General features: G+C 65.6%; 17 protein-coding genes. 6 read left to right on the plus strand and 11 right to left on the minus strand.

Annotated features, from left to right (window positions below):
• Nucleotides 1-46: 46 nt before the first annotated feature.
• From UW3_RS0110330 to UW3_RS26800, 9 genes are read right to left on the minus strand one after another with little or no spacing between them, the layout of a single operon-like run.
• Nucleotides 47-1459 carry an MFS transporter gene (locus UW3_RS0110330; RefSeq protein ID WP_010222345.1) on the minus strand — a complete coding sequence of 471 codons (1413 nt, stop codon included), beginning with the start codon at nucleotides 1457-1459 and terminating at the stop codon, nucleotides 47-49.
• Between the two features lies 1 nt (nucleotide 1460).
• Entirely contained in the window at nucleotides 1461-2669 is a 1209-nt protein-coding gene (locus UW3_RS0110335; protein WP_010222346.1) for an acyl-CoA dehydrogenase family protein, read from the minus strand.
• 26 nt (nucleotides 2670-2695) lie between these two features.
• Complete coding sequence (locus UW3_RS0110340; RefSeq protein WP_010222347.1) at nucleotides 2696-4357, minus strand: dipeptide ABC transporter ATP-binding protein; 1662 nt, start codon at nucleotides 4355-4357, stop codon at nucleotides 2696-2698.
• Nucleotides 4354-5244: an ABC transporter permease gene (locus UW3_RS0110345; protein WP_010222348.1), complete on the minus strand. Its 891-nt coding sequence runs from the start codon at nucleotides 5242-5244 to the stop codon at nucleotides 4354-4356. The genes UW3_RS0110340 and UW3_RS0110345 overlap by 4 nt, the downstream gene beginning before the upstream one ends.
• A gap of 60 nt (nucleotides 5245-5304) precedes the next feature.
• Nucleotides 5305-6648, minus strand: coding sequence for an LLM class flavin-dependent oxidoreductase (locus UW3_RS0110350; protein ID WP_010222349.1), 1344 nt, complete (start codon nucleotides 6646-6648; stop codon nucleotides 5305-5307).
• A 20-nt stretch (nucleotides 6649-6668) separates the two neighbouring features.
• Nucleotides 6669-7952: an acyl-CoA dehydrogenase family protein gene (locus UW3_RS0110355; RefSeq protein ID WP_010222350.1), complete on the minus strand. Its 1284-nt coding sequence runs from the start codon at nucleotides 7950-7952 to the stop codon at nucleotides 6669-6671.
• Nucleotides 7953-7974: 22 nt separating this feature from the next.
• Nucleotides 7975-8907: an ABC transporter permease gene (locus UW3_RS0110360; protein ID WP_010222351.1), complete on the minus strand. Its 933-nt coding sequence runs from the start codon at nucleotides 8905-8907 to the stop codon at nucleotides 7975-7977.
• Nucleotides 8904-10619, minus strand: coding sequence for an ABC transporter substrate-binding protein (locus tag UW3_RS0110365; RefSeq protein WP_010222352.1), 1716 nt, complete (start codon nucleotides 10617-10619; stop codon nucleotides 8904-8906). The genes UW3_RS0110360 and UW3_RS0110365 overlap by 4 nt, the downstream gene beginning before the upstream one ends.
• A gap of 44 nt (nucleotides 10620-10663) precedes the next feature.
• Nucleotides 10664-12751 carry a TonB-dependent receptor family protein gene (locus UW3_RS26800; RefSeq protein ID WP_010222353.1) on the minus strand — a complete coding sequence of 696 codons (2088 nt, stop codon included), beginning with the start codon at nucleotides 12749-12751 and terminating at the stop codon, nucleotides 10664-10666.
• Between the two features lie 497 nt (nucleotides 12752-13248).
• Between UW3_RS26800 and fdnG the strand changes: the two genes are divergently transcribed.
• The 5 genes from fdnG to UW3_RS0110395 all read left to right on the plus strand — a co-directional run bounded on the left by fdnG (nucleotide 13249) and on the right by UW3_RS0110395 (nucleotide 19108).
• Nucleotides 13249-16299, plus strand: a complete 3051-nt coding sequence (gene fdnG / locus UW3_RS0110375; RefSeq protein WP_010222354.1) for a formate dehydrogenase-N subunit alpha — start codon at nucleotides 13249-13251, stop codon at nucleotides 16297-16299.
• 17 nt (nucleotides 16300-16316) lie between these two features.
• Complete coding sequence (gene fdxH / locus UW3_RS0110380; RefSeq protein ID WP_269467564.1) at nucleotides 16317-17207, plus strand: formate dehydrogenase subunit beta; 891 nt, start codon at nucleotides 16317-16319, stop codon at nucleotides 17205-17207.
• Nucleotides 17204-17851, plus strand: coding sequence for a formate dehydrogenase subunit gamma (locus UW3_RS0110385; RefSeq protein WP_010222356.1), 648 nt, complete (start codon nucleotides 17204-17206; stop codon nucleotides 17849-17851). The genes fdxH and UW3_RS0110385 overlap by 4 nt, the downstream gene beginning before the upstream one ends.
• The gene (gene fdhE, locus UW3_RS0110390) at nucleotides 17848-18759 is read left to right on the plus strand and encodes a formate dehydrogenase accessory protein FdhE (RefSeq protein ID WP_010222357.1); all 912 of its coding nucleotides are present in this window, start codon (nucleotides 17848-17850) and stop codon (nucleotides 18757-18759) included. The genes UW3_RS0110385 and fdhE overlap by 4 nt, the downstream gene beginning before the upstream one ends.
• A 121-nt stretch (nucleotides 18760-18880) precedes the next feature.
• Nucleotides 18881-19108 carry a hypothetical protein gene (locus UW3_RS0110395; RefSeq protein WP_010222358.1) on the plus strand — a complete coding sequence of 76 codons (228 nt, stop codon included), beginning with the start codon at nucleotides 18881-18883 and terminating at the stop codon, nucleotides 19106-19108.
• Here UW3_RS0110395 and UW3_RS0110400 read toward each other — a convergent pair whose 3' ends face one another.
• Together UW3_RS0110400 and UW3_RS0110405 are read right to left on the minus strand one after the other, a co-directional pair.
• Complete coding sequence (locus UW3_RS0110400) at nucleotides 19109-19759, minus strand: RES family NAD+ phosphorylase (protein WP_010222359.1); 651 nt, start codon at nucleotides 19757-19759, stop codon at nucleotides 19109-19111.
• Complete coding sequence (locus UW3_RS0110405) at nucleotides 19752-20420, minus strand: hypothetical protein (RefSeq protein WP_010222360.1); 669 nt, start codon at nucleotides 20418-20420, stop codon at nucleotides 19752-19754. Before UW3_RS0110405 ends, UW3_RS0110400 begins: the two co-directional genes overlap by 8 nt.
• Before the next feature lie 180 nt (nucleotides 20421-20600).
• On the opposite strand from UW3_RS0110405, the gene UW3_RS0110410 reads away from it, so the two are divergent.
• Entirely contained in the window at nucleotides 20601-21215 is a 615-nt protein-coding gene (locus tag UW3_RS0110410) for a LysE family translocator (RefSeq protein WP_010222361.1), read from the plus strand.
• Nucleotide 21216: the final 1 nt, after the last annotated feature.

Below are 21216 nucleotides of genomic sequence, written 5' to 3' on the forward strand. Positions count from 1 at the left end.
TGCCGGCGATCGAGCGCGCAGCGGTCGCAGTCCAGGCGAAAAAAGGTCAGCGGTAGATCTCACTTCCCGCATCCGGCGCCAGTTTGCGAAACACCAGCGCCGAGGCCATGCACGCCAGCGCACACACGCCAATCACCAGGGCAATATCCGCCACCGCCACCTGCTGCTCGCCCTTCACGCTCATCAGCACGCTCAGCAGCGAGGCCGCCACGCCTACCGACACGCTCATGGCCAACTGCACCGTCGCCGCCGACAAACTGCTGGCCCGGCTGTGCAGCTCGGCAGGGACATCGGCATAGGTCAAGCCGCCCATGGCGCTGAACTGCAAGGAGCGGATCAGGCCGCTGGCGAACAGGATCAAGACCACCAGCCAGTACGGCGTGTCGAGGTTGAAACTGGCGCAGGCGCCCAGGCTCACGCCGGTAAACAACGCATTGACGCTCAAGGTGCGGCGAAAGCCAAAGCGGCGCACGATGCGCACCGCCAGCAGCTTGACCACAAAGGCGCCGACGCCACCGGTAAAGGTCAGCAAGCCGGCATGCAAGGGGCTCAGGTCAAAACACAGCTGGAACAACAGCACCATCAAGAACGGCTGCGCCGCCGTGCCCAGGCGAAACAGGTTGCCGCCCCAGAAACTCAAGGCAAAGCTGCGCACGCGCAACGGCGCAAAGTCCAGCAGCGGCTGGGCGCAGTGGCGCGCATGGCGCACATACAGCAGCGCCGCCAACAGCCCGAGCAGCAACAGCAGCAGCACCCAATGCCGCGCCAGCAAGCCATGGCCCAAGGCTTCGAAGCCGAACACCAGTGACGCCAGGGCCACACTGGCCAGCAGCAAGCCACGCAGGTCCAGGCGTTGCCGGCTGTCGCCGGGGTAATCGGGAATATGCCGCAGCACCAGGTAAACCCCGAGCACGCCGATGGGCAGGTTGACCAGAAAGATCCATTGCCACGACAGCAGGGTCACCAGCAAACCGCCCAGGGGCGGCCCGAGCATCGGCCCCACCAGCGGTGGGATGGTCAGGTAGGACATATTGCCCAGCAGTTGCTCGCGCGGCGACCAGCGCAGCAGGATCATCAACCCCACCGGCACCATCATCGCCCCCGCCGCGCCCTGGCACAGGCGTGCCAGGCATAGCTGCAGCAACGAACCGGCCAGGGCGCAGGCCAGCGACGACAGGGTGAACAGAACGATGGCCAGGACGAACAGCCGCCGTGGCCCATAGCGGTCCGCCGCCCAGCCGCTGACCGGCACGGCCAAGGCGGCGGCGAGCAGGTACAGCGACACCACCAGGTTCATGCGCACGCTCGGCGCGCCGAATTCGCTGGCCATCTGCGGCAAGGCGGTCATCACCACGGTGGAGTCGATCAGCTCCATCAGCAGCGCACAGCCGATGATTATCGGTACTCGCCGTGATTGCCAGGTGCTGAGGCTCAGCAAAGGCGCCTGCACGCTGCCCAATTCAGAACAACCCCGAGGTCGGTGGCGGTGTGCCGGTCAGCTGCCAGGCGCCGACCGCCGCGGCCTTCCAGTGCCGAGGGTTATGGTTGGCGACCGTGCGCGCGTTGCGCCAGTGGCGGTCGAGGTTGTGGCTGCGGCCGGTGGTCGAGGCGCCGCCGACGTCAAACAGCAATTCGGCGGCCTTGAGCGCCGATTCGGCAGCAATGTACTGGGCCTGGGCAACGTCGATGGCGGCCTGGTCGACCTGTTGCGGGTCAAGGCCGGCGGCCCAGGCGCGGTCGATCGACGCCGCAGCGCGCAGCACCACGGCCTCGGCGGTAAAGGCGCGGGCAGCGATTTCACCAACGCTGAGCTGCACGTACGGGTCATCCACCGAGCGCGTGGCGCTGCTGTGCTTGATCGGCCGCGCGTGCTCACGGGCAAAGCGGCTGGCATCGTCCAGGGCATTGCGGGCGATGCCAGCCTGCACCGTGGCCAGAAACAACTGCAAGAACGGCGTGACGATGGTGCGCTTGCCCTCCTCCACGGTGCGCGTGCGAATCTCGTCGGCGTACACCAGCACATCGTTCAGGCGCGTGGTGCCGCTGGCCGTCAGGCGCTGGCCCATGGCGTCGAAATCGTCGAGCAATTCCAGGCCCTGGCGCTCGCGCGGCAGCACGAACGACACCGGCTGATCGTTTTCATCCAGGGCCACGGCGCTGACCCAGTCGGCGTACAGGGCGCCGGTGCTGTAGTACTTGCTGCCGCTGGCGCGGTAATGCTCACCCTCGCGCACGATGCGCGCGCTGATCGCGCCATTGGCGCCACCCACTTCCCAACCGGCATTGCCCAGCACCGCGCCTTGCAGGTAGCGGGCGAACCAGCGCTGGCGCTCGGCTTCGGCACCGTCGGCGGTCGAAGACAACAAGCCCTCGACAAAGCCGAAGCCCGGACGCAACGCCTGGGCAACGTTGGAGTCCACCGAAGCGATGCGCAGCAGCAGGCCGATCACATCGCTGACACTGCCACCCGGGCCGCCGTACGCCTGCGGAATACGGCAGGTGTAGAGCCCGGCCTGGGCAATCTGGCGGACCGCTTCATAGGGCAGCTGGCGCTCGCGTTCACGTTGCGCGGCGCCGGCGGCAATCAGCGCCAGGAGGTTTTCGGTATTGCCCTTGAGGTCGTCGAGGTTGCGCTGCTCAACACGGGGTACTGCGGATAAACCAGGCATGGACTTTCCTTGTGCGGATCAGGCGATCAGATCGCCAGGCGGAGAAATTCGAAACTGACTCGACGGCCGCTTTCCAGGTGCGGGATGGCATCGAGCAAGGCACGGGTATAGGGGTGTTGCGGACGGTCGAAGACATCGCGCACGGCGCCGCTTTCCACCGCCACGCCGTCTTTCATCACCAGCACCTGGTCGCTGACATGGTTGATCACCCCCAGGTCGTGGGAGATGAACAGGCAGGCCAGGCCCAGGCGCTGCTTGAGATCGTCGAGCAGCTCGAGAATCTGCGCCTGCACCGACACATCCAACGCCGACACCGGCTCGTCGCACACCAAAATCTGCGGCTGCGCGGCCAGGGCGCGGGCGATGGCGATGCGTTGCCGTTGGCCGCCAGACAGCTCGATCGGGCGGCGCTCCAGCAGGCTGGGGTCGAGGCGCACCAGGGTCAGCAGCTCGACGGCCTGCTGGCGCCACTGCGCGCGCAGGTGCCCGGCCACTTGCAGCGCCTCGAACAGCACGCGCTGCACGGTGTAGCGCGGGTCGAAGGAGCTCAGCGGGTCCTGGAACACCACCTGGATGCTGCGGCGCAACTGGCGTTTCTCCTGGTCATCGAGGCGCAACCAGGGCCGGCCCTTGATCTGGATCTCGCCGCTGTCGGGGGTTTCCAGGCCGAGGATCATCCTGGTGAGGGTGGTCTTGCCCGAGCCCGACTCGCCGACGATGCCCAAGGTGCGGCCCTTGTGCAGTTGCAGCGAAACCTGGTCGACCACGGTGCGCCAGGTGCCGTCCGGGCCCTTGAAGGCCTTGCTCACCTGCTGCACCTGCAACAGCGGCGCGCTGCGTTCCACCACCGCAGGTGCGACCGCCGCCAACGCCGGCGCCTGCGGCCGGCGAAAATGCACGGCGGCGCCAGCCTTGAGCAGGTACTGGGTATAGGGGTGCTGCGGGTCTTGCAGCACCGCCTCGACACTGCCCTGCTCGACGATTACGCCGTTGTGCATCACCGCCACCCGGTTGGCCAAGCGCGAGACCACCGCCAGGTCATGGCTGACGATCAGCATCGCGGTACTGTCGCCACGCAGGGATTCGAGCAGGCTCAAGACCTGGGCCTGGACCGTGGCGTCCAGCGCCGTGGTCGGCTCATCGGCAATCAGCAGGCGCGGGTTGCAGGCGATGGCCGAGGCGATCAAGGCACGCTGACGCAAGCCGCCGGAAAGCTGCCAGGGGTATTGGCGGGCGCGCAGCTCAGGCTCCGGCACGCCGACCGCGCGCAGCAGTTCAAGCACGCGCGCCTGGCGCTGTGCGCGGTTCAGGTCGCTGTGCAACTGCAAGGGTTCGGCAATCTCCTTGCCGACCGGGCGCAGGGGGTCGAGCGAACCCAGGGCGTCCTGCATGACAAAACCGATTTGCGCACCGCGCACCCGGCGCCAGGCACGCTCGTCTAACTGACGCAGGTCCTGCCCGGCGAAGGCCAGGCGGCTGGCCTGCAGCTGCGCATGGGCACCGGTGAGCCCGGCCAGGGTGCGCGAAGTGACGCTCTTGCCCGAGCCGGACTCGCCCACCAGCGCCAGGCATTCGCCCTGCTGCAGGCTGAAGCTGATGCCCTTGAGCACCGGCACGCCCTGGCCGAAGCGCACCTGCAGGTCGCTAACCTCAATCAGCGGCGCGGGGTGTTGGATAACAGCATTCATAGGCGTTTACCTTCGTTGCGGCGCAGCAGTTCGCGGCCGATGGCGGTGATCGAGACTACGGTGAGGGTGATGGCCAGTGCCGGCCAGGCCACCAGCCACCAGGCGTTGGCCAGGTAGTTGCGGCCGATGGCGAGCATGCCGCCCCACTCCGGCTCTGGCGGTGGCGCGCCAAAGCCGAGAAAACTCAAGGCGGCCCCGGCGACGATGGTGCTGCCGATGCCGATGGTGGCGAGTATCAAGATCGGCTTGATCGCATTGGGCAGCACATGCCGCCAGATCACCTGACGCCGAGGCAGGCCGAGGGTGGTGGCCGCCTCGACATAGCCGGCATTGCGCACCACCAGGGTTTGCGCACGCACCAGGCGCGCATAACGCGGCACGCTGGCGATACCCACGGCGATGATGGTGTTGAGCGCGCCCTGGCCAAAAAAGGTGATGATCACCAGTGCCAGCAGCAGGTCGGGAAAGGCCAGCAGCACATCGACCAGGCGCATCACCACGCCGTCGACCAGCCGGGGCCCGAGCCCGGCCAGCAAGCCCAGCACGGTGCCGAGCAACAACCCCAGGGCCGTGGCGCTCAGGCCCAGCACCAGCGACGGGCGCACGGCATGCACCAGCCGCGCGAGGATGTCGCGGCCGTTCTCGTCAGTGCCCAGCCAGTGCAGGCTGCTCGGTGGCTGGAATGCCTGGCGGGCGCTGGCCTCGAGCGGGTCGGCGGACACCAGCCAACCTGGCTGCAGCGCCGCCAGCACCAGCAGCGCGACAAACAGCGCGGCCAGTACCAGCCCCGGGCGCAGGGCCAACTGTCGAGGCCTGACGAAGCGCGCCTGGGCCTGGATCAGGCCGTTGGCCGGCAGCACCGCCGCCGTTGAATTGATCGGCGCCATCGGGCACCTCCTTGGGCTGAACGTTAAAGGGCAGGATTGCGGCTCTGCCGGTGGCCAGGCTCACACCGCTTCGGCGGCGCGCTGGTACTGGCCGGCCGGGTACGGCAGGCCGAGGTGGTCGCGCAGGGTGCTGCCCTGGTATTCGTGGCGGAACACCCCGCGCTTTTGCAGCAGCGGCACCACTTCGTCGACGAACACCTCGACACCCGAGGGGAACATGTCCGGCATGATGTTGAAGCCGTCGGCGGCACCGGCGCGAAACCAGTGTTCGAGGGTGTCGGCGACCTGTTCCGGGGTGCCGACGATCAGCCGGTGGCCGACCAGGATGCGCCGCGACAGCTCACGGAGGGTCAGGTGCTCGCGCCGCGCCAGGTTCAACTGGGCTTCGAGAAAACCGTGGGAGCCGCGCTCGAATTCCGCCACCGGGCCGATCCGCTCCCAGGGCAAGGGCGCATCCAGTTCCAGCTCGTTGACCGCAAGACCCACCCGCGCCGCCACCTGATTGATCAGCCCCTCTTCGCCGTACCAGGCATTGAGTTCGTCGAAGCGCGCCTGGGCCTCGGCCTCGCTGCTGCCAATCACCGTCGACAACCCCGGCATGATTTTCAGGTGCTCGGGGTTGCGCCCCCACTGGCGGGCGCGCTGCTTCATTTCCTGGTAGAAGGCCTGGCCGTCGACCAGGGTGGTCTGGGTGGTGAAGATCGCATCGGCATAGCGCGAGCCGAGGGCCTTGCCACCTTCGGAGGACCCGGCCTGGACCAGCACCGGCCGGCCCTGGGGCGAGCGCGGCAGGTTCAGCGGGCCCTTGACCGAAAAGTGCTCGCCGACAAAGTCGATCGCATGCACCTTGGCCGGGTCGGCAAAGCGCCCACGGCGGGCGTCGCCGATCACTGCGTCATCTTCCCAGCTGTCCCACAACTTGAGGGTGACGTCGATAAACTCATCGGCACGGGCGTAACGGTCAACATGGCGCGGCGCGCCGGCCAGGCCGAAGTTCTGCGCCGCCGCGTCGCCGGCATTGGTGACCACGTTCCAGGCCGCGCGGCCGCCGCTGATATGGTCCAGCGAGCTGAAACGCCGGGCCAGGTTATAGGGGTCGTTGTAAGTGCTCGAGGCGGTGGCGATCACGCCGATGTGGCGGGTGGCCAGGGCCACGGCGGTGAGCAGCACAGTCGGCTCCAGGCGCCCGGCCGGGTGCTCGGCAATATCGCCCAGCAGCGCCGGGCCGTCGGCGAGGAAAATCGCATCGAGCTTACCGCGTTCGGCGATGCGCGCGATGTTGCTGTAGTACTGGTGGTCGAGGTAGGCATTGGCCGGCACCTCGGCCTGGCGCCAGGCGCCGGCGTGGGCGCCGAAACCGAGGATGTTCATGCCGATGCTCATGTGTTGTGCGGGCTGGCTCATGGCAATTCCTTGAGTGGGGGTCAAACCGCGCTGGCTTCGTCGCGGGCGGCGTTGTCCTGTTCGTGCAACTGGCGCCAGGCGGCACCTGGGCTGACGCCATTGAGGTAGTAGTTGCCCAGCGCCCGCTCGCGGTAGATCGCCGGGTTGTGCGAGGCCAGGGTGCGGGCGTTGCGCCAATGCCGGTCGAGGCGCCGGGCCTGGCTGGTGGCCGAGGCGCCGCCGACTTCAAACAGCAAGGTGGTGGCTTCGAGCACCTGCTCCAGCACCACCTGCTGGGCCTGGTAGGTGCGGATATCGGCCTCGACGTAGTGGTCTTCGCCGACCGTGCCGTCGAGCTCGGCTTCGTGCACCGTCTGCAGCACCTGGGCGACATCCAGCACCAGGGCTTGGGCGGCATAGGCCAGGCTCGACAGGCGGCCGATCACCCGCTGCACCAGCGGGTCGTCCTTGGGGCTGGACTGGCCAGGCACGCCAAAGGCGCGGGTGCGGCCCTGGACGAAGTCGACGGCATCCCGCTGCACCGCACGGGCAATACCGGCCAGGGTCGCCAGGTGGTACAGCTGGTAAAAGGCTGACAAGTAGGACTCAGCGCGCAGCTCGCCGGGCTTGAAGCGGCGCAACACCTGCGTCGGCGGCACCGCGACCGCGGCAAAGCGGGTGGTGCCGCTGCCGCTCAGGCGCTGGCCGAAACCGTCCCAGTCATCCTCAAGGCTGACCCCCGGCGCCGTGGTCGAAACCACTACGCTGACAAAATCCTCGTCGAGCATGGCCACCGCCGCCACCCAGTCGGCATAGATGGCGCCGGTGCAGTAGTACTTCTCGCCTTCTAGCAACCAGCCAGCGTGCGGCGCCTGCGGGTCGGCAGCCGTGAGCCGCACCGAATTGCCGGTGGTGTCGGTACGTTCGGCCATGGCCGCGCCCCACAACTGCCCCGCCGCCACCTTGGTCAGCCAGTGGCGTTGCGAAGCGACGTCAGCGCTGGCCAACCGGCCTTCGACAAAACCGAAGTGGGCGCGGAAGATCTGCGGCAGGTTGGAATCGGCCTCGGCGAGCTCGATCAACAGACGAAACAGCACCGGCAGGCTGACCTGCGCGCCGTTCAACGCCTGGGGCACGCGCAGGGCGCCGAAGCCCGCCTCGCGCAGCCAGGCCACCGGCTCATGGGCCAGTGTGCGCTGCTGCTCGCGGTCTACCGCGCCTTCGGCGATGCGGGCAAAAACCGCGGCAAAACGCGCCTGCAGGTGGGCATAGTCCTGGCTTGCGGGGTTCGCGGCCAGGGGTGTTGGCAACTCATGGGCACTCATGGCTGGTCCTTGAAATGCGGGTTCATACGCTTTTGCTGCGCGGGTCGACCCAGTGGTTGATCAGGTCGACGAGAACGTTGACGACCCCATAAATCGCCGCCGCCAGCAGGGTGATCCCCAACAGCAACGGCATGTCCTTGGTGATGGCGGCATCGAGCATCAGCCGGCCGATGCCCTGGCGGGCGAACAGCATTTCGATGATCACCGCACCGCCCAGCAGGCTGGCAAAGACAAAACCGGAGAGCGTCACCAGCGGCACCAGGGCATGGCGCAAGGCGTGCTTGAGGCGCACGCCCGTCTCGGACATGCCGCGCGCCCGGGCCATGGCGATAAAGGGCTGTTCGAGGATGTCCTCGAGTTCCTGGCGCAGTACCTGGGTCAGCACCGCGGCAACCGGCAGGGCCAGGGCCAGGCTCGGCAAGATCAGCGCCTGCCAGCTGTTGGAGCCGGACGGTGGCAGCAGGTGCCAGCCGAACGAGAACAGCAGCAACAGCACGATGCCGATCACGAACGATGGCGCCGACGACAGCACCAGTTCGCTGCCGGACACCAGCGCGCGCACCCAGCGCGGGCGGTTGGCGGTGAGCACCGCGCAGCTCACCGCGAGGAGGATCGACAGCAAGGCTGCGGCCAGCGACAGCTGCAGCGTGGCGCCCAACTGGCTGCCGATCACCTGCAGCACCGGAATGCGCAGGCGGTACGACTCACCGAGGTCGCCCTGGGCCAGGCGCGCCAGGTACTGGCCGTACTGCACCCACAACGGTTGATCGAGGCCGTACTCGGCGCGCACCTGGGCGATCAGCTCGGCGCTGGGCATGGCGTCGGGGCCGCCGAGAATTGCCAGGGCCGGGTCGCCGGCACTGAGGTTGATGGCCAAAAAAGTCAGGGTCGCCGCGCCCCAGAGCACGCCGATGCCGGCCAGCAGGCGCCAGGCCAATCGCTGCAAAGTAGTCATTTGCCCTCCGGGTCGAGCCACACGCTGGTGAACAACGGGGTGTTGTGCGAGGTGTCGAAAATCAGGCCCTTGACCTGCTTGCGGTAGGCCAGCAGCACATGGCTTTCGAACACCGGCACCGCCGGGATGGTCTGCGCCAGGCGCTGCTGGGCGATGCGGTAGAGGTCGCTCAGCTCGACCGGGTCGGTGGTCTGGCGTGCGGCGCTGAGCACCCGGTCGAGCTCGGCATCGCGAAAACGCCCGGCGTTCTGGCCGATCAGCTTGGCAGTGCTGATCGCCTGGCTGTGGTAGAGGATGTACAGGCCATCGGGGGTGTTGGTGTGCCAGTAGCCGCCGCCGATCAGCTGGAAGTCGCTGGCGTACCGGCGCTGGGTGACCTGGGCCAGGGGCAGCAGGTCGATGTCGATCTGCAGGCCGATCTTTTTCAGGTCGGCCTGGATGGCCACGGCGATGCTGCTGGGGTAGGCGGCGGTTTCGTAGGTCAGCAAATGCGCGGCCAGGCGCTGGCCGTGCTTGACCCGGTAGCCCTGGCCGTCGCGCTCGCTCCAGCCGGCCTGGTCGAGAATGCGGTTGGCTTCAGCCACGTCATAGGCCAGCACGTCCTTGAATGCCGGGTCGTAGTAGCGGGTGTTGGCGGCGAGAAAATCACCCTTGGCCAGGTACTCGCCAAAACCGGTGATCCAGGCCAGGCCGTCGCGGTCGATGGCCTTGGCCACGGCGCGGCGCACCTGGACGTCATCGAAGGGGAAGCGCTCGACGTTGAAGGTCAGGCTGCGAAACGGGTTGGCCTTGCGGATACGGCTGCGCATCTGCAAATCCGGGTTGGCGCGAATGGCCCGGGCGTTCTGGGTCGGGGCATCGACGGTAAAGTCCGACTGGCCGGCTTCCAGGGTACTGAAGCGGATCATCGGTTCGGGGACGATGCTCAGTTCCAGGCGGTCGAGGTAGGCCTCGCCCTGGTGCCGGGTCACTGCGGGAGCCCAGTTGTAGCCCTTGCGCTTGACGAAGTTGGCGCCCTGGTCGCGGGTGTAGCTTTCCAGCACGAAGGGCCCGGAGCCGATCGGGTGTTCGGCGATGGTCTTCGGCGCTTCGAGGATCTGCCGTGGCGAGATCATGCTCAGCCAGGATTGCGCCAGCACATCGAGAAACGGCGAATAAGGCTCGCGCAGGTGCGCTTCGAAGGTGTACTCATCGACGATGCGCCCATCCACGTAGGGGGCGATATAGGCGGCAGCCAGCGGCGACTTGGTCGCCGGGTCGCGCATGTGTTCAAGGTTGACCTGCAGGGCGCGGGCGTTGAATTTTTCGCCATCGCTGAAGGTCACGTCATCGCGCAGATGAAAGGTGTAGGTCTTGCCGTCGTCGGAGATCTCCCAGGACTTGGCCAGCCACGGCGAGATATTGCCCTGCTCGTCCTGGTACAGCAGGCAATCAAACAGGATGCGCCCCAGCCACTGCACATTGCCGTGGGAAATCGAATGCACGTCGAGGGTCGTGGTGTCGGATGCCGTCGACACCCGCAGGGTGCCACCGGGCTTGCCCGGGGCGGCCTCGTAATAGTCTTGCGCGGCATAGCTCAGGGTGCCGTTGTGCAGCGTGCCGTCGATGCCGCCGCTGCCCTGCCCCGGCGCCGGCTCCACCGGCTTGCAGGCGCCCAGGGCCAGCAGCGCGCCGAGCACGGCGGGGCCACCCAGCCTTGCGATTACTCTCATGCGGTTCTCCTGCAGGTGCCGCAAGAACGGCACCCGCCCCTGGCTCAGAAGTTGTAGGCAATCCCGGTGTAGGCGCCGAAGCCATCACCCGGATACAGCGAAGCGGTGTCCTGGCCCTTGGCGTCGTAGCTGGGCACCAGGGCGGTGACGTAGTCCTTGTCGGTGAGGTTCTTCAGGTCCAGGTACACCTGCCAGGTCTTGTTCGGCGCGTCGTAGCCCAGGCGTGCGCCCCACAGGGTGTAGGACGGGGCGTAGAAGCTGTTGGCGTAGTCCACCGCCGTGCTCGATGCCGAGCGCACATTGACCCCGGCGTAAAAGCCATTGGCGTACTGGTAGAACAGCTCGCCCTGGTAGATGTGCTTGGGCAGGCCCGGCAGCTCGTTCTTGGCGAACAGCGGGTCGTTGCGGTAGTGGAAGTCGTTGAGGGTGTAGGCCTGGCGCCAGCTCAGCACATCGCCGTTATCGCGCTGCCAGAGCTTGGTGGTCAGCCCCGCCTCGATGCCCTGGTGGATGGTCGGGCTGGCGTTGGAGGTCGAGACCACGGCGGCCGCAGTGTTGGTGGCCGGGAGGATTTCGACGTTGAGCAGTTCGTCCTTGATCCAGGATTTGTACAGGGTCAGGCTGGCGTCGAAGATCTCCGAGCGCCCGCGAATACCCAGCTCAACGGTGTTGGCGCTTTGTGGCACCAGGGTCTTGGCGAAGTTGGTGGTCACCCCCGAGCCGGAACTGGACCAGGAGCTGGGCGGGTCGATGGAGCGGCTGACGTTGCCGAACACCTGCACGTCCGGGGTCAGGTAATAACGCAGGCCGACCCGTGGCGCCAGTTTCCACTCGTCATAACGGTAGTGGCTGGGGATGCCGCTGGTGTTGGGCCGGTCGCTGAAGTTGACATCGACATTGCGCTTGACCTCGATGGCCGAGAGGCCCGTGGACAGGTACAGGTTGTCGGTCAGGCCGAGGTCGTTGCCCAGCGACAACACATGATCGAACGAGCCGTCGTACTCGACCTGCTTCTGCAACCTGCCCAGGTCCTTGTCACCGCTGTAGGTGCGCACCCCGGAGCGGATGTGCTGGGTGCTGCTCCAGCCGACGCTGGTGGTGCTCGGCAGGCCGAACAGCTGGTCGCTGCGGGTGTACTTGAGCGAGTAGTTGATGTCGCGCCAGTCCCAGTAGTTGGGGTTGACCGTGCTCTTCTTGCTGAGGATCTGCGGGTAGTTGTGATAGACCAGCCCGGCCACCAGGGTCGAGTCGTCGTCGAAGGTGTAGGTGGTTTTGCTGCCGACCCAGGTCGAGCCTTCCTTGGTCGAGTCGCCACGGGTGGCGCGGGTGCTGGGGTTGGTCTGCGAGGAATTCTTTTTCAGCTGCGCCAGGGTCAGGGCCCCGGCGTTCTCGTGGTACTCCTCGCGGTAGCGGATGTACAGGCGGGTTTCCAGCTTGGGGTTGAAGCGGTAGCCGAAGTTGGTCACCACGCCCTTGGCCTTGGTGAAGGTGAAGTCCTGGTAACCGTCGCGCTTGGAATTGTCGACGCTGATGAAGTAGTCGGCGTTGCCGGCCACGCCACCGGTGCTGAGGGTCTGCTTCTGCCAGCCGAAACTGCCGCCTTCGACCTTGATGCGGTTGCCTGGCGCAGTGAGGCCAGAGTGGGTGACGAAGTTGATCGCCCCGCCCAGCGACAAGGCGCCGTACTCGAAAGCGTTGGCGCCGCGCAGCACTTCGGTGTAGCTCAAGCCCTGGGTGTCGAGCAACTCATAAGGCGTGCCGCCGGCGCCGGTCAGGGCCAGGCCGTCGAAGAGGAACTTGGTGCCTTCGCGAAAATAGCCCGGCGAGGTGTTGGCGCCCGAACCACGGATGGAAATCTTGATCGCATCGTTGCCACCGGCGGCCTGGGCATACACCCCCGGTTGATAGGCCAGGGTGTCTTCCAGGGTGGCCGAACGGCCCTTCTCCACCTCGGCCTGCTGAACCAGCCCGGTACCGCCGGGGATCTCGTCCAGTTGCGCCTGCGCCGCTTGCACCGGGGTGGCTTTGGCCGCCTGGACGGTGACCGTCTCCAGGCGTTTTTCGGTCTGTGTGGCGTCTTCGGCCTGGGCCAGCGGCGCCAGGCTCAACAGTGCGGCGCCGACGCTGGCCAATGTCCAGTCCTTGCCTACTACTTTGGTCGAAGAATTAAATAAAACGGATGTTGCCCGAGGCACGAAATTCAAGGTATTGCTCCCCACCTGATTAAAAAATAGGCGAGTTTCTATTGGTATAGTCAATCTCGAAGGGAGCTGTTGCAGCGACCGTGCCAACCGGTAAAACCCTTGTAATCCCTGCGCTTGAGCGGCTCCTGCGGTTTAAACAATTGTTCGAATTTCGGGTATCTGTGCAACTGCTGTTGCCTGGCGAACAGTTGATCATGCTCCAAGCCTTGATAGATCCCGTCGATAGACCTATCAACAAGGTCGATTAGTCCCACATTCCGTACGGGAATACACTAGCGCGCATACGTCCGCTCAAAACCCTGCAACAGACAGGGACTTGCGACACACCGTGCTTTTTACCCCAGCCAACCGCGCTTGCGACGCCTTGTTGCCGGGCATGCCTATGCCCGCAGCTTTGTGCAGCCGATAAGAATGAGGAGATACCCATGGGACTTGGCAGACGACAGTTTTTCAAGCTCTGTACCGCCGGCGTCGCCACCGCCACCTGTGCGAGCCTGGGCTTTGCCCCGGGCGTGGCCCAGGCGACCCAGTCGCGCCAGTACAAGCTGCTGCGCGCCAAGGAAACCCGCAACAACTGCACCTATTGCTCGGTCGGTTGCGGGATTCTCATGTACAGCCTTGGCGACGGTGCCAAGAACGCCAAGGCGCGCATCTTCCATATCGAAGGCGACCCTGATCACCCGGTCAGCCGTGGCTCGCTGTGCCCCAAGGGCGCCGGCCTGGTCGACTACGTGCACAGCGAACAGCGCCTGCTCTACCCCGAATACCGCGCGCCGGGCTCGGACAAATGGCAGCGCATCAGCTGGGATCACGCCATCGAGCGCATCGCCCGGCTGATGAAGGACGACCGCGACGCCAACTTCATCGAGAAGAACGCCAAGGGCACCACGGTCAACCGCTGGCTCAGCACCGGCATGCTCTGCTCGTCGGCGGCCAGCAGCGAAACCGGCTCGCTGGACCAGCGCTTCACCCGCGCCCTGGGCATCCTCGGCACCGACAGCCAGGCCCGGGTCTGCCACGCGCCGACCGTTTCGGCCCTGGCGCCGACCTTCGGCCGTGGCGCCATGACCAACAACTGGGTCGACATCAAGAACGCCAACGTCGTGCTGATCATGGGCGGCAACCCGGCCGAGGCGCACCCGGTGGGCTTCAAGTGGGTGATCGAGGCGAAGATCCGCAACGGCGCCAAGGTCATTGTCGTCGACCCGCGCTTCAACCGCAGCGCCGCGGTGGCCGACATCTACTCGCCGATCCGCGCAGGCTCCGACGTGACCTTCCTGATGGGCGTGGTCAACTACCTGATCAGCCACGACAAGATCCAGCACGAGTACGTGCGCCACTACACCAACGCCAGCCTGATCGTGCGCGCGGACTACCACTTCGACGACGGCCTGTTCAGTGGCTATGACACGAAAAAACGCAGCTACGACCGCAGTTCCTGGACCTACGAGCTCGACGAAAAAGGCTACGCCAAGCGCGACCTGACCCTGCAGCACCCACGCTGCGTGTGGAACCTGCTCAAGGCCCACGTCAGCCGCTACACCCCGGAGATGGTCACCAACGTCTGCGGCACGCCCAAGGACGACTTCCTCAATATCTGCGCGATCCTTGGCGAAACCTCTGCCCCGGACAAGACCGCGACCTTCCTCTACGCCCTGGGCTGGACCCACCACACCAACGGCGCGCAGATGATCCGTGGCTCGGGCATGATCCAGCTGCTGCTGGGCAACATCGGCATGGCCGGTGGCGGGGTCAACGCCCTGCGCGGCCACTCCAACATCCAGGGCTACACCGACCTGGGCCTGCTGTCGCTGCGCCTGCCCGGCTACATGAACCTGCCGTCCGACGAGCAGACTACGCTTGCCACCTACCTCAAGCAGACGACGCCGACGGCGCTGCTGGAGGAGCAGGTCAACTACTACAAACACACGCCGAAGTTCTTCGTCAGCCTGATGAAAAGCCTCTGGGGCGACAAGGCCACCAAGGACAACGACTGGGGCTACGACTGGCTGCCCAAGTGGGACGACAGCTACGACGTGCTCAACTTCAGCAACCGCATGTACGAGGGCAAGGTCAACGGCTACATCGCCCAGGGCTTCAACCCGGTGGCGGCGTTCCCCGACAAGAACAAGGCCCAGGCGGCGCTGGCCAAGCTCAAGTTCCTGGTGATCATCGACCCGCTGGCCACCGAGACCTCGAGCTTCTGGCAGAACCACGGCGAGCAGCATGACGTCGATAGCGCCGCGATCCAGACCGAAGTGTTCCGCTTGCCCTCCTCGTGCTTCGCCGAGGAAGACGGCTCGATCGTCAACTCCGGACGCTGGCTGCAATGGCACTGGGCGGGCGCTGCGCCACCCGGGGAGGCCTGGCACGACGGCAAGATCCTCGGCCACCTGTTCCTGAAGATCCGCGAGCTGTACGAAAAGGAAGGCGGCGCCAACCCGGCACCGATCCTCAACATGGCCTGGAACTACGCCGACCCGCTGGACCCCAAGCCCGAAGAAGTGGCCAAGGAATCCAACGGCCGCGCCCTCGCCGATCTGCACGACGAGCAAGGCAACCTGATCCTGCGCAAGGGCCAGTTGCTCAGCGACTTCTCGCAACTGCGCGACGACGGCAGCACCCAGTGCTTCAACTGGATCTTCGCCGGCTCCTGGACCGAACAAGGCAACCAGATGGCCCGTCGCGACAACGCCGACAGCGGCCTGGGTTGCACCCCGGGCTGGGCCTGGGCCTGGCCGCAGAACCGGCGCATTCTTTACAACCGCGCCTCGGCCGACCCGCAGGGCAAGCCGTGGGACCCGAAACGCAAGCTGATCGGCTGGGACGGCGTGCGCTGGAGCGGTGTCGACGTGCCCGACTTTGCCGTCACCGCCGCCCCTGGGGGCAAGGTCAACCCGTTCATCATGCTGCCTGAAGGCCTGGGCCGGCTGTTCTCAGTCGGCGCCATGAACGACGGGCCGTTCCCCGAGCACTACGAACCGACCGAAAGCCCGCTGGCGAGCAACCCGCTGCACCCGAACGTGACCTACAGCCCGACCGCGCGGCTGTATGAAAGCGATCGCCAGCGCATGGGCAAGCGCGAAGAGTTTCCCTACGTGGCGACCACCTACTCGATCACCGAGTTGTTCCGCCACTGGACCAAGCACGCGCGGCTGAACGCCATCGTCCAGCCCGAGCAGTTCATCGAGATCGGCGAGAAGCTGGCCGCCGACAAAGGCATCGTCCAGGGTGACCTGGTCAAGGTCAGCACCAAGCGTGGCTACATCAAGGCCAAGGCGGTGGTGACCAAGCGCATCCGCCGCCTGGCGGTCGACGGCCAGGATGTCGACACCATCGGCATTCCCTGCCACTGGGGTTACGAAGGCAGCACGCGCAAGGGCTTTCTGGCCAACACCCTGACCCCGGGCATCGGCGAGTCGAACACCCATACGCCGGAGTACAAGGCGTTTCTCGTGAACATTGAAAAGGTCTGAGGGCGAATACCATGTCCATGCAATCCCAAGACATCGTCCGCCGCTCGGCCACCAATGTGCTGACCCCGGCGCCGCACACCCGCGATCACCAGGCCGAAGTGGCCAAGCTGATCGACGTGAGCATCTGCATCGGCTGCAAGGCTTGCCAAGTGGCGTGCAACGAATGGAACGACCTGCGTGATGAGGTCGGCCACAACGTTGGCGTATACGACAACCCGGCCGACCTGTCCGCCGAAACCTGGACGCTGATGCGCTTCGATGAAGTCGAAGACGAAAGCGGCAAGCTCGAGTGGCTGATCCGCAAGGACGGCTGCATGCACTGCGCCGACCCCGGCTGCCTGAAAGCCTGCCCGCAACCGGGGGCGATCATCCAGTACGCCAACGGCATCGTTGATTTCCAGTCCGAGCACTGCATCGGCTGCGGCTACTGCATCGCCGGCTGCCCGTTCGATGTGCCGCGCATCAGCCAGAAAGACAACAAGGCCTACAAGTGCACGCTGTGTGTCGACCGCGTCTCGGTCGGCCAGGAGCCTGCCTGCGTCAAGACCTGCCCGACCGGCGCGATCAACTTCGGCAGCAAACAGGACATGCTGCACCAGGCCAGCGAGCGGGTCACCGAGCTGCAGGGCCGCGGCTTTGCCGGTGCCGGCATCTATGACCCGCAGGGCGTCGGCGGCACCCACGTGGTGTACGTGCTGCAGCATGCCGACAAACCGCAGCTGTACCACAAGCTGCCCACCGACCCGCGCATCAGCAATGCCATCCAGGGCTGGAAAGGCTGGATGAAACCGGTGGCCGCGGCGGCGTTCTTCGCCACCCTGGCCGGCACCCTGTTCCACTACATCGGCGTCGGCCCCAATGAAGTCGACGAACAGGACCAGAAGATCGAAGAGGATACCCACGCATGAACAAGGACAAACTGATCCTGCGCACGCGCTTCATCGAGCGTGCCAGCCACTGGTTCATGGTGATCTGCTTCTTCGCCGTGGCGCTGTCGGGGCTGTCGTGGTTCTTCCCGTCGCTCAACGGCCTCAATGCGGTATTCGGCACCCCGCAGCTGGCGCGCATCCTTCACCCGTTTTTCGGTGTGCTGGTGTTCTTGCTGCTGATGTTCCTGTTCGTGCGCTTCGTGCGCTACAACCTGCCGGAGCGCGAAGACCTGCAGTGGTTCAAGAACCTCAAGCAGGTACTGGCCGGCAAGCATGAGCCGGTGCTGAACATCGGCAAGTACAACGCCGGGCAGAAGATCCTGTTCTGGGGAATCATGGGCCTGATCAGCCTGCTGCTGCTCAGCGGCGTGGTGATCTGGCGGCCGTACTTCGCCCCGCTGTTCAGCATCCCGACCATCCGCATCGGCCTGCTGGTGCATGCGCTGGCCGGCATCAGCCTGATTCTGCTGATCATCGGTCACGCTTATCTTGCATTCTGGGTCAAGGGCTCGATCCGTGGCATGGTCACCGGCTACGTCAGCCGCAGTTGGGCCAAGACCCACCATGACCGCTGGTACCGTCAACTGAGCGGCAAGCAGAGCAAGGCTGGGAGCGAGAAATGAACAGCATCCAGATGACCCCGGTGCAGACGCCCAGCGGTGGCGTCAACGAGATCGTCGCGGTGCTGCTGCCGTCGCTCAAGGACCGCTACCGCCAACGCGCGGCGCGCCTGCGCCAGTTGGCCGACGGCCATGCCATGGGCGATTACCTGGGCTTTTGTGCCGGCATCGCCGAGGCTCAGCAACAGCTGCTTGAAACGCTGCCGTTGCCTGAAGCGCTGGCATCCGGGCTGGCTGCGCGCCTGGCCAATGGCCGGGCGCCGCTGGCGAGCCGCGAGTACCCACGCGACGCCTACTGGCAGCAGTTGCTCAGTGCTTTGATCGATGCGCTCTACAGCGATGCCAACCCGACGGTTCGCGGTACCCTGGAGCGCTTGCGCGGCTACTCGGCAGCGCAACTGGAAGACCTCGCCAGCGCCTTGCTCGCCGGTGACTACGACCAGGTCGACAGCGGCCAGGCGCTGTTCCTCTGGAGCGCACTGTCGCTGTACTTCACCCAGTTGGCCAATGCCCTGCCGGCCTCGGCCAAGGCCTCCCTGGGCGAGCAGCGCCAGCATTGCCCGGTATGCGCCAGCGCGCCGGTGGCCAGCGTGATCATGACCGGCGCCCAGGCCGGGCTGCGCTACCTGCATTGCAGCCTGTGCGAAAGCCGCTGGCACATGGTTCGGGTAAAATGCAGCAACTGCGAAGCCACCGGCGCCCTGGACTATTGGTCGCTGGAACGGCAGGATGCGCCGATCAAGGCCGAGAGCTGCAACGACTGTCACAGCTACCTGAAAGTGTTGTACCCGGAAAAGGACCGCGACCAGGAAGTGCTGGCCGATGACCTGGCCTCCCTGGCGCTGGACGCCGAAGTGGAGCGTGAGGGGTATGGGCGCAGTGGTGTCAGCCCGTTCTTGTTTCCCGGCTGACAGCATCGCTGGCAAGCCAGCTCCCACAGAGTGCATACACCGGCCCCTGTGGGAGCTGGCTTGCCAGCGATGGGCTGCACAGCAGCCCTCTCACAAGCACTACCCCACCAAGAGACTCCCCATGGGCATCAAGAAATCCTCCGCCGAACTCAAGCGCGACCTTAAAACCGTCGCCAGCAACCTGGAACGCACCGCCGGTGAAATCAGCAAACTGGCCGAGCGCATCGACGGCGTTGACGTGGTTGCCGTGCTGCACCTGATGAACCGCCTGTACAAAGACTCCGACAAGCTCAAGGCCTACGCCGACGAGATCAAGGGCGGGCGCATCGTGCGCGGCAAAGCCGAGTAATCAACCCATGCGCCCGGCGACCAGCAGCACACCGATCTGCTCGGCCAGGTGCAACAGCTCGGCGTAAGCCCCGCTGTCCTGCAGCACGCTGCGCGATTGGCCCTGGGGCTTGAGCATTTTGCCCGCCAGCCGATCGCCAAACAGCATCATCGCCCGCGCACTGTCATCCTGCCGTGAGGTCCAGCACAGGCCCTGCACCTCAGGGCTCTGCCGGTGAATCGCCTCGGCCCACAAGCGGGTCTGCGGGTACTGGTCCTTCTCGGTATCGATCAACTGGTTGCGCGGCACCCCGAGCTTGCGCAGGGCCTTGCTGCCCAGGTCCACCAGCAGCAGGTCCTGCGCGCTGCGCAGCACCGAATGCAGCTGCCCCTGCAACTTGCCCTTGTCAAAGGTCTTGAGCCCGGCGGCAAAGGGCACGTCGTGGAACACCGTTTCCATTGCCGCACAGTCGAAGCTGGTGCCGCCGTACAAGGTCGGGATCGGCTGGCCACGGGCGTCCCGGATCGGGCTGAAACGGGCATTGCCCTTGAGCCCGGGGTTGAACTGGCCGGGGCCGTAACTCTCCAGGTGCAGCCGATGGATCGGCGTACCCTGGGCCCAGGTCAGGGTCGACAGTTGCAATACACCGGCAGGTGCCGGTGTATCACCCATGGGCGACGCCCTGCAGCTCGTCATCGGCGGCGGCCAGCACCTGCTCCGGGGCACGGCTGATGACATCGAGCGGGCGCTTGCCACCGAGAAAGCTGTTGGCCGACATGAACCAATACGCCAGGCCCCAGCTGTCCTTGGCCTGGGCAAAACGTGCAAGCACCGGGGCCATGGCCTTGAGCGGCCGGTAAGCGGCGTCCAGGCCATAGGCCGGGAAATAATCCACGCCATGGTGGCGCAGGGCGAAGATCGCCCCTTCGCGCTTCCACTTGTTCGGCTGGGCGCTGGGGTTGCTCAGGCTGAAGCCGGCCAGCCCGGCGATCTGCGCGGCGGTCAGCCAATCGCCGCTCTCCAGCACTGCGGTGCGCGCCTGGGCCAGCATCGCCGCCTCTTTGAGCGCATTGGGCGTTGGCGGCGCCTTGGGCACCAGGGCTTCGACGATGGATTCGAGGGTGTGCTGCTGTTGCCGGCCCATCAGGCTTTTGACCAATTCGGCAACGCTGGCGAAGGTGGCGGCAATGGCATCGGCCTCCCCCGGGCTGGCATCGGCCAGGGCCACGGCTACCACCTGCTCGGCTTGCTGGTGGCTCAGGCGCTTGCGCAGGGCTTTGGGGGACCCGGCCAGGGCGCTAACCGCCGGACGCTGATCCGTAGCACGGCTCATGGAACCTCCTGATGATGAGATCGAATACCTTTAATCAAGGATAATCCAGATAACCCAGGCTCACCAGCCAGGCGCCGACGACCGGCGAGCAAATACTGCCGGCGGCTTTACACTTGAACTAAGCAGTGGACGCCTGTAAACAGGTCTTCAACCAACCCTGACAAGATGGAGCCTGTCGCAATGCCGAGCCTGGATTTTCTCATTACTTCATTGATCGTCGTGCTGATTCCCGGCAGCGGCGTGATCCTGACCCTCTCCACTGCCCTGGTGGCCGGCAAGCGCGCCAGCCTCTATACAGCGCTGGGCTGCACGGCGGGGATTATCCCGCACCTGCTGGCCTCGATCCTTGGCCTGTCGGCCATCCTGCACACCAGCGCCCTGGCCTTCCAGGGCCTGAAGTTCGCGGGTGTCGCCTACCTGTTGTACCTGGCCTACGCCACCTGGCGCGACCGCTCGGCCTTTGCGGTCGACAGCAACACCGCTGTCGGCAGTGCTGGCAGCCTGATCCTGCGGGCCTGCCTGTTGAACATCCTCAACCCGAAACTGACGATTTTCTTCCTCGCCTTCCTGCCACAGTTCATCCGTGCCGAGGGGGGCTCGGTGACCGGGCAGATGCTCAGCCTGAGCGCGGTGTTCATGCTCATGACCTTCGTGGTGTTTGTGTTGTACGGTCTGCTGGCCAACCTGTTTCGCCGCGCGGTGATTGAATCGCCGCGGGTGCAGAACTGGCTGCGCCGCAGTTTTGCTGCCTCTTTTGCCGGCCTGGGCCTGAACCTGGCGTTCACTCAGCGCTGAG

The organism is Pseudomonas donghuensis (assembly GCF_000259195.1).
In the GTDB taxonomy this organism is placed as follows: Bacteria; Pseudomonadota; Gammaproteobacteria; order Pseudomonadales; family Pseudomonadaceae; genus Aquipseudomonas; species Aquipseudomonas donghuensis.